The sequence below is a fragment of the Salinispora goodfellowii genome (genome assembly GCF_059570675.1).
This window is the reverse complement of the sequence record NZ_JCANTD010000015.1, coordinates 114,077-122,021: the sequence shown is the minus strand read 5'-3', so window position 1 is coordinate 122,021 and position 7,945 is coordinate 114,077. Positions and strand designations below refer to the sequence as shown.

The window sequence follows — 7,945 nt, the reverse complement described above, 5'->3', positions numbered from 1 at the left end:
GTCGTGTCGGGCTTCGCTGCCCCAGCCGCGCTCGGCTTCGCTGCCTTCGCGGGCTTCGCTGCCCCGGCCGCCCTTGTACTCGTGGCCCTTGTAGTCGTGGCCCTTGTCTTCCCAGCCGTGACCGCCCTTGCCCCGGTAGTCCTTGCCGTCCCGCCGGTCCTCAGCTGGCCGGAGCGGGACCTTGCCGGTCACCTTCGACCAGGCGTAGGCGTGCTCCTGTGGCGTTGGGCAGAACTGGAGCAGCTTGACCTCGTGGCCGGCCTCGACCGCATGCGGCTTGGCTTGGACCTTGCCTTCATCACCCCGGTGATGATCGTCCGCGACCGCGATACCCGGCGCGCACACGAGCAGGGAGGCGCCACCGAGGGCCGCACCTGCCACGACCTTCCCGAGCAGCTTCTTTGCCATAACGTGCGTCACTCCATCCACTGTTGTCCTGAACTCGGTGACAACCGAGCTAGGGCAGACGTTAGTCCGTTTCACAACCTATGAAGGGGAAATTTCGTCTTTTCCGGCTTTAGGAGCTATGTAGGGTTTGATGACCATCGGTCTCGATGGGCTGGTGTGCTCTTCCCGCGTTGTGCGCCGTTATTCCTGCGAGGGTTGACGGGTCGGAGTCGCTTCTGTTGAAGGATTGCGATGGAAGCGCTCCCATGGGAGAATCGGTGTACCTAGGGAGCCACACCAGCAGCGGCAGGGGTATCGAGGGCAACCGGTTCGCCGGACGATCATCCTGCCGGTCCGACCGACCTGCATCGCAGGTCTGCAAAGACCACCACCACCCGGTCCAGGACGGCCCCGGAAGAATCCGCTGGCATCGGTGGCTGTCCACGTCGGCATCCACCGGGCCGGTCGGCCGGGGCGTCCGTGGAACGGTCTCGCCCAAGGAGATCTGTGGCATGAATGTGTGGAGAAAACTCACCGGCCCGCGCCCGTCCCTCGCGCTGGCCGGCGCCGGTGCCTTGGTCGTGGGCGGGTTGGTGACCCTGCCGGTCACCATGGCCCACGCCGCGACCCAGTGTGAGGTGTCCTACACCACGAATGACTGGCCCGGCGGTTTCACCGCCTCCCTCAGTATCAAGAACACCGGAGAGGCGCTCGACGGCTGGACGCTCCGCTTCGCCTTCCCGGCCAGCAGCCAGCAGGTTGTGCACGGCTGGTCGGCCCGGTACAGCCAATCCGGGCAGAACGTCACCGCACAGAACGAGTCGTACAACGGTTCGGTAGCCAGCGGTGCCACGATCGATATCGGCTTCAACGGCTCGTGGAGTGGTAGCAACCCCAAACCGGCGTCGTTCATCCTCAACGAGGTGGCTTGCAGTGGTGGCGGCGGCGGACCCACCACGGCACCGCCGACCACCCCGCCTCCCACCACCCCGCCTCCCACCACCCCGCCTCCCACCACCTCCCCACCCGGAAGCCGGGTGGACAACCCGTACCTGAACGCGGTGGGTTACGTGAACCCGGAGTGGAAGGCCAAGGCCGAGTCAGTGCCCGGTGGCAACCGGGTTTCGGATACGTCGACCGCCGTCTGGATCGACCGGATCGCCGCCATCGAGGGCACAGACGACAGTCAGTCCAACGGACCGATGGGCGTGCGGGATCACCTGGACGAGGCGTTGAGCCAGGGGGCGGACTACATCCAGTTCGTCGTCTACAACCTGCCCGGTCGGGACTGCGCTGCGCTCGCCTCGAACGGTGAGCTGGCGCCCGCTGAGTTGCCCCGCTACCAGGCCGAGTTCATCGATCCGATCGCGGAAATCCAGAGTGACCCGGCATATCAGGACCTCCGGATCATCAACATCATCGAGATCGACTCGCTGCCCAACCTGCACGCCAACACTGGCGGTAACCCAGGCGCCACTCCGACCTGCGACCTGGTCAAGGAGAACGGCGCCTACGTCAACGGCATCGGCTATGCGTTAGCCACGTTGGGTGCGATCAGCAATGTCTACAACTATGTGGACGCCGCCCACCATGGCTGGATCGGCTGGGACTCCAACTTCAGCCCAGTCGCCCTGCTCCTGAAGGATGCCGCCACCGCCTCGGGCAGCACGGTCGACAACGTGCACGGCTTTATCGTCAACACGGCCAACTACTCGGCACTGCGTGAGCCCTACTTCCAGATCAACGACACGGTCAACGGTCAGACGATCCGCCAGTCTACGTGGGTGGACTGGAATCAGTACGTGGACGAGCTGACGTTCGCCCAGGCATTCCGGGACGAACTGGTTGGCAAGGGCTTCGACTCGGAGGTGGGAATGTTGATTGACACCTCCCGCAACGGCTGGGGTGGCAGCGCCCGACCAGCCGGGCCCGGGCCGGTGACCGATGTCGACAGTTACGTAGACGGTGGTCGGGTTGATCGACGAATCCACGCCGGCAACTGGTGCAACCAATCTGGCGCGGGCCTGGGCGAGCGGCCGCAGGCAGCACCGGAGCCGGGAATCGATGCCTACGTCTGGGTGAAGCCACCGGGTGAGTCGGACGGCTCCAGCGAGGAGATCCCGAACGACGATGGCAAGGGCTTCGACCGGATGTGCGACCCGACGTACGAGGGCAACGCCCGGAACGGCTTCAGCCCCACCGGGGCCCTGCCCGATGCGCCGATCTCCGGTGCCTGGTTCCCGGCGCAGTTCCAGCAGCTCATGCAGAACGCCCATCCGCCGCTGCCCTGATTTGGAACCCAGCCGCTGGGGTTGTGAGGCGCTTGGGCGGCGGGGTTCCCCGAGCCCCGGACCCGATCAGTTCGATCGGGTCCGGGGCGCCGGCGGCTACGTCCCGGGACTCCGGCGGCTTCGTTCAGGGGACGGTACGTTCGATCGCCGCCGGGCCCTTCTCGACCAGGTCCCGGCGGGCCCGTTCAACATTCTCCGGGGTCAGGTCCTGACCGCGTGCCGCCACCAGATCCTCCGGCTCCCAGGGCTGCTCCGAGCCGGTGCGGATGCGGTCCCCACCACCCCCGAAGTCATACGGGTCGCCAAGGAGGTCCTCGGTCGACGCGCCGCTGTCGGCCTGCTCCCCAGCCGCGGCGAAGGCGGGGGTGTTCCGGTCGCCACCGCCGCCGGTCATCAGCTGGGGGACGCCGGTGTCATCCTCGACCGCCGCGGCTGTCTCAGCGCTCTCCTCCAACGGTCGGTACCGGTCCCGATCGGTCATGGTGTCGCCCTCCCGTCCGTACCTGCGCTACCTTCCCGCGTACCCCGTGCATTGGGTGCCATGCCACCTGCGTCGGGCCGTTGCTCAGCGGTGGAGCCGGCGGTTCGGGGTGCGCCGTCCTCCCGCTGCTCGCGGTGGCTCTGAGCGGTGGAAGGCTCGGCAGTTGCCGAAGCTCGTTCGGCCCGCCGCTGCACCCAACCCGGGCCACCGCGGAATTCGGCCGTCGGGTCCGCCCGCCAGCCTTCTCGCGCCATGTCAACGGCGCCGTCGCCGGGTCTGGCGGTTGACTCGGCCCGCGCGTCCGGAGCCTCCTCTGCTCTGCCGGCCAGCGCGGACGCGGCGACCGCCCCGCCAACTGAGGGCGCGCCGAAGGCGCTCGGGACCGGGGCGGGTCGGCGAAATTCGGGCCGATCGTCCCTATCCTTGTCCGCGGCGACGCGCTGGTTGTTTTCTTCGCCGGTCGCCGGTCGACCACCCTTCGGCCGTGTTGGTGCGGCTGCGACGGGTGCGCCCTCCGGGTGCTCAGTGTCGGCCTGCTGCTCGTTCTGGCGCATTCTCGACTCCTCAACCTGGCTCCTCCGCTGCCTTGGGTATCCCACCTGAGGCAGCGCATCAATCCCGGTCCGGCGCACTTTTCGATGGCCTGAGGAACTCGCCCATTCGGGTTTGTTACCGGCATACGGTGCCGGATTAGGTGGATAGTAGATGGACAGTACGCTGACGCCGTCAGCGTCGAGGACAGCCGCTGTGCGGTCCGCCACGGTCGCCTGCTTGCGGGCGCACCTGCTGGTTGCCGCGCTGTCCAGGCCAGTGGCATCCGGCCGCCACGTCCATGGCCGAGACAGACGGTAGTGCAACCGGAGCAAATTCCGTATCCTGCCCAAGGCGACCGCCAATGGCGCCCGGTACGATTTGGGGCGCGTTCCGGCGGGTGCTGCCCGGGCGCGTGCCGCACCCCCGCAGCCCCCCACGATCTGGGCGAGGTCCTGATTGAACACCCGCGACTGGCCGATCCGCTACAAGCTGACCGCATTGGTGGCGGCGCCGATAACCGCGCTCCTGGCACTGTGGATTTTCGCCACCACGCTCACGTTTGGACCCGCGCAGAGCCTGCTCTCCGCCCGTACCCTCCTCAATGAGTTCGGGCGGCCCGGTGAGGCGGTCGTCGCCGAGCTGCAACGCGAGCGTCGGCTTTCGGTCGTGTACCTGGCTGCCGAGTCTGCCGAGGTCGGCCTCGATAAACAGCGGGGGCATACGGACGAGGCGATCGCCGAACTGCGTCGTCGAGCTGCCGGCGACGACCTTCGGGACGCCACCGACGACCTGCTGGATGTGCGGTTGGACCGGCTCCTCGTTGCCCTGGATGCGTTGCCAGCCGGGCGTGGTCAGATCGACCGGGGAGAGACAGCTCCGTCCGACATCGTTGATCTCTACAGCGGAATGATCTCGTCGGCTTTCCAGGCATTCGCGGCGCTGTCAGCGCTGCCGGACCCGGAGCTGCACCGGGAGGCGTTGGCGGTGACCGGGCTCGGCCACTCCCGCGAGCTGCTCGGTCAGGCCGACGCCGTGTTGGCCGGGGCCTTCGTCGCGGGCAGCCTCGCCGAGGGTGAGCACCGGAAGCTCGTGCAGGCGATCACCAATCAGCGGTTCCTCGCTGATTCGGCGGTAGCCGACCTGCCGGCGGCGGAACGTAGCGCGTTTCAGCGGTTGACCGAGCAGGCGGAGTTCCGCCGACTTGGTGAGATGCAGGAACTTCTGATCGAGAACTCCGCCGATCGGCTGCCGATCGCGGCTGCGAGCTGGCAGGCCGACTACGACGCGGTCCAGCAGGCGATGCGGGAGTACGAGTTGAACCAGGCCGACGGCTTGGCCGATCGGTCAAAGCCCCTGGCCATACGCGTCTTTCTGCTGCTTGCCTCCGCCGGGTTGCTGGGCCTCGTCGCGGTCGTGGTCTCCCTGGTGGTGGGGGTTCGGGTCGGCCGTTCCCTGGCTAGCCGGCTAGCCGGGTTGCACGCCGTGCTCGAACGGGCGGAACGCCAGCTGCCCGAGCTGGTGGCGCGGATGCGCCAGGGTGAGACGGTGGACGTGGAGCGGGAAGCGCCATCGGTCGATTTCGGCACGGACGAGATCGGCCAGGTGGGGCGTGCCTTCACCGCGGTGCGGCGGACCGCCATCCGGTCCGCCGAGGGTGAGGTAAACCTGCGCCGTGGCCTCAACGAGGTCTTCCTCAACATCGCCCGCCGTAGCCAGGGGCTCGTGCATCGCCAGCTCGCCCTGCTCGACCGGATGGAGCGGCGCGCCGAGAAACCGGACGAACTAGCTGATCTCTTCCAGGTCGACCACCTGGCCACCCGGCTGCGGCGGCACGCGGAGGACCTGGTGATTCTGGCTGGCTCAGCTCCGAGCCGGGGCTGGCGCAACCCAGTCGCCATGGTCGATCTGATTCGGGGGGCGCTGTCCGAGGTCGAGGCGTACAAGCGGGTTGACCTCGGCGGCGTGCAGTCGGCAGGTCTCACCGGCCGGACCGTGGGTGACCTGATCCACCTGCTCTCCGAGCTGATCGAGAACGCCACCAGGTTCTCACCGCCGGGGACCCGGGTCCAGGTCACCGGGGTGCGCAGGGCTGACGGTTACATTTTCGAGATCACTGACCATGGCCTTGGCATGAGCGGGGAGGTGTTGGCGGACGCCAACTCGCTGCTGTCCTCGTCGCCCGAGTTCGACCCAACCCGGACCGACCGGCTCGGGCTCTTCGTGGTGGCCCGGCTGGCCGCCCGGCACGGGGTACGGGTTCGGCTGCGTCGGTCCGAGTCGGCTGGTCTGACCGCGGTCGTCCTCATCCCGGACGAGTTGGTCACCGAGGAGCCGGAGCCGGCGGCCTTGGGCGGCGGTGAGCGAGAGCGTCCGGGCCCCCGGGCAGTTCGGCGGGAGCCGCCGCGTCGGTCGCCCGCCGAGCCGGAGCCGTTGGCGCCCGCCGACCGTACGCCGGTCCCGACTGCCGGTGAGTCGGCCGGGGCCGATGCCGGCCCGGTGCCCGTCGAGGTGGCCGGCGAGATCGACGGGCTGCCGCGGCGGGTTCGGCGGCGCCCGGCCGGGGTGCCGCGGAGCCGGATGGGCGCGGCGGTGCCAGATGCGGCGACCACCGAGACCCAGCGGCTTCGACCGACCGTGGAAGAGCCGATGGCGCGGCAGTTGGCCGTGGACGGTCGGCAGTCCCTGTCGTCGGATCCGACTCCCCGCTCACCGGAGGAAACCCGCCGGATAATGGCGTCGCTACAAGCCGGCACGACGAGGGGGCGTCGGGTTGCCGCCGCCCGAGTACCAATGTCCGAGGTCGGACCCGGCGCTCAGCCGGTCGACCCCTCGAACGATCTCGAACCCCTGACCGCACCTGAGAGGGACGCGTGATGCTGCAATCTGCCAGGCAGAATGTTGATCTCGACTGGTTGCTCGACGAACTGGTGGAGCGGGTGCCGCCCGCCCGGCAGGCGGTGGTGCTCTCCGCCGACGGGTTGCTGCTGGGGGCCTCCGCCGGGCAGGAACGGGACGATGCGGAACACCTGTGCGCTCTCGCCTCTGGCCTTTCCAGCCTGGCCCGGGGCACGAGCCGGCACGTCACCGGTGGCGCCGTTCGACAGACTGTCGTCGAGATGGAATCGGCATTTCTGTTCGTGACCACGGCCGGGCAGGGTGCCTGCCTCGCTGTGGTCAGTGACGCAGACGCCGACATCGGGCTGGTGGCGTACGAGATGGCGATGCTGGTGACCCAGGTGGGGGAGAAGATGAGCATCCCGGCCCGGCCGGCGGCGGGCCCACGCGATGTGGGCTGAGCCCGGCATGCCGCATGACTGGTTGGATGCCGATGCGGTTCCGGTGGTGCGCCCCTACACCCTGACCGGGGGACGTGTTCGGGCTGCCGGCGGGTTCGACCTGGTCGCGTACGTCCTCGCCGACCAGAACGCGCAGCCTGCCGTACACCTCGACCTGCATCCCGAGCACCTGCGGCTGGTGGCACTGGCCGCCCGGCCGGTCCCGGTAGCCGAGTTGGCGGCCGGCCTCGACCTGGCGGTTGGCGTCGTCCGGGTGCTGCTCGGCGATTTGGTGGACCGGGGTCTGGTGACGGTCCACCAGCCTTCGGCCGGCCCGTACCTGCCCGACAACAATATTCTCAAGGCGGTGCTCAGTGGACTCCGTGCGCTCTGAACTTCCACAAACCGGGGCCCGCATCCCGATCGCACTCAAGATCCTCATCGCCGGGGGGTTCGGCGCGGGGAAGACGACGCTGGTGAGCGCGTTGAGTGAGGTTCGCCCGCTCCAGACCGAGGAGATGCTGACCGATGCCGGGGTCGGCACCGACGATCTCGCTGGGGTGGAGGCGAAGTCCACCACTACGGTGGCGATGGACTTCGGCCGAATCACCATCAACGAAGATCTCCTGGTCTACCTCTTCGGCACGCCGGGACAGGACCGGTTCTGGTTCCTCTGGGACGAGTTGGCGTTCGGGGCGCTGGGCGCGGTGGTGCTCGCCGACACCCGACGCCTGGCCGACTGTTTCCCATCCATCGGTTACTTCGAACAGCGGGGGATTCCGTTCGTGGTCGGTGTCAACTGTTTCGATGGGGCGCGCCGGTTCAACCTGGAGACCGTACGTGAGGCGTTGGACCTGGACCCCGACGTGCCGATGCTGCTCTGTGACGCCCGGGAACGGCAGTCCGGCAAGCAGGTGTTGATCGCACTCGTCGAACATGTGGCCCGGCAGCACGGGGAACCGGTGCCGGTCTGATCC

6 protein-coding genes and 1 pseudogene are annotated in these 7,945 nt (G+C 68.3%); 5 read left to right on the top strand and 2 right to left on the bottom strand.

Annotated elements, in window-relative coordinates:
* Nucleotides 1-408, bottom strand: a pseudogene (locus tag T398_RS15990) (hypothetical protein); the annotation flags it as partial.
* Between the two features lie 491 nt (nt 409-899).
* Here T398_RS15990 and T398_RS15985 point away from each other — a divergent pair.
* Nucleotides 900-2,678, top strand: a complete 1,779-nt coding sequence (locus tag T398_RS15985; RefSeq protein ID WP_496447826.1) for a glycoside hydrolase family 6 protein — start codon at nt 900-902, stop codon at nt 2,676-2,678.
* Between the two features lie 124 nt (nt 2,679-2,802).
* On the opposite strand, the gene T398_RS15980 is transcribed toward T398_RS15985, so the two are convergent.
* Nucleotides 2,803-3,159, bottom strand: coding sequence for a hypothetical protein (locus tag T398_RS15980; RefSeq protein ID WP_496447824.1), 357 nt, complete (start codon nt 3,157-3,159; stop codon nt 2,803-2,805).
* A gap of 990 nt (nt 3,160-4,149) precedes the next feature.
* Between T398_RS15980 and T398_RS15975 the strand changes: the two genes are divergently transcribed.
* The 4 genes from T398_RS15975 to T398_RS15960 are packed head-to-tail and all read left to right on the top strand — an operon-like array spanning nt 4,150 to nt 7,942.
* Nucleotides 4,150-6,567, top strand: a complete 2,418-nt coding sequence (locus T398_RS15975; RefSeq protein WP_496447822.1) for a sensor histidine kinase — start codon at nt 4,150-4,152, stop codon at nt 6,565-6,567.
* On the top strand, nt 6,564-6,989 hold the full coding sequence (locus T398_RS15970; protein ID WP_496447821.1) for a roadblock/LC7 domain-containing protein: 426 nt from the start codon (nt 6,564-6,566) through the stop codon (nt 6,987-6,989). Before T398_RS15975 ends, T398_RS15970 begins: the two co-directional genes overlap by 4 nt.
* The gene (locus T398_RS15965; RefSeq protein WP_496447819.1) at nt 6,979-7,362 is read left to right on the top strand and encodes a DUF742 domain-containing protein; all 384 of its coding nucleotides are present in this window, start codon (nt 6,979-6,981) and stop codon (nt 7,360-7,362) included. The genes T398_RS15970 and T398_RS15965 overlap by 11 nt, the downstream gene beginning before the upstream one ends.
* Entirely contained in the window at nt 7,343-7,942 is a 600-nt protein-coding gene (locus T398_RS15960; protein WP_018216746.1) for a GTP-binding protein, read from the top strand. The genes T398_RS15965 and T398_RS15960 overlap by 20 nt, the downstream gene beginning before the upstream one ends.
* Nucleotides 7,943-7,945: the final 3 nt, after the last annotated feature.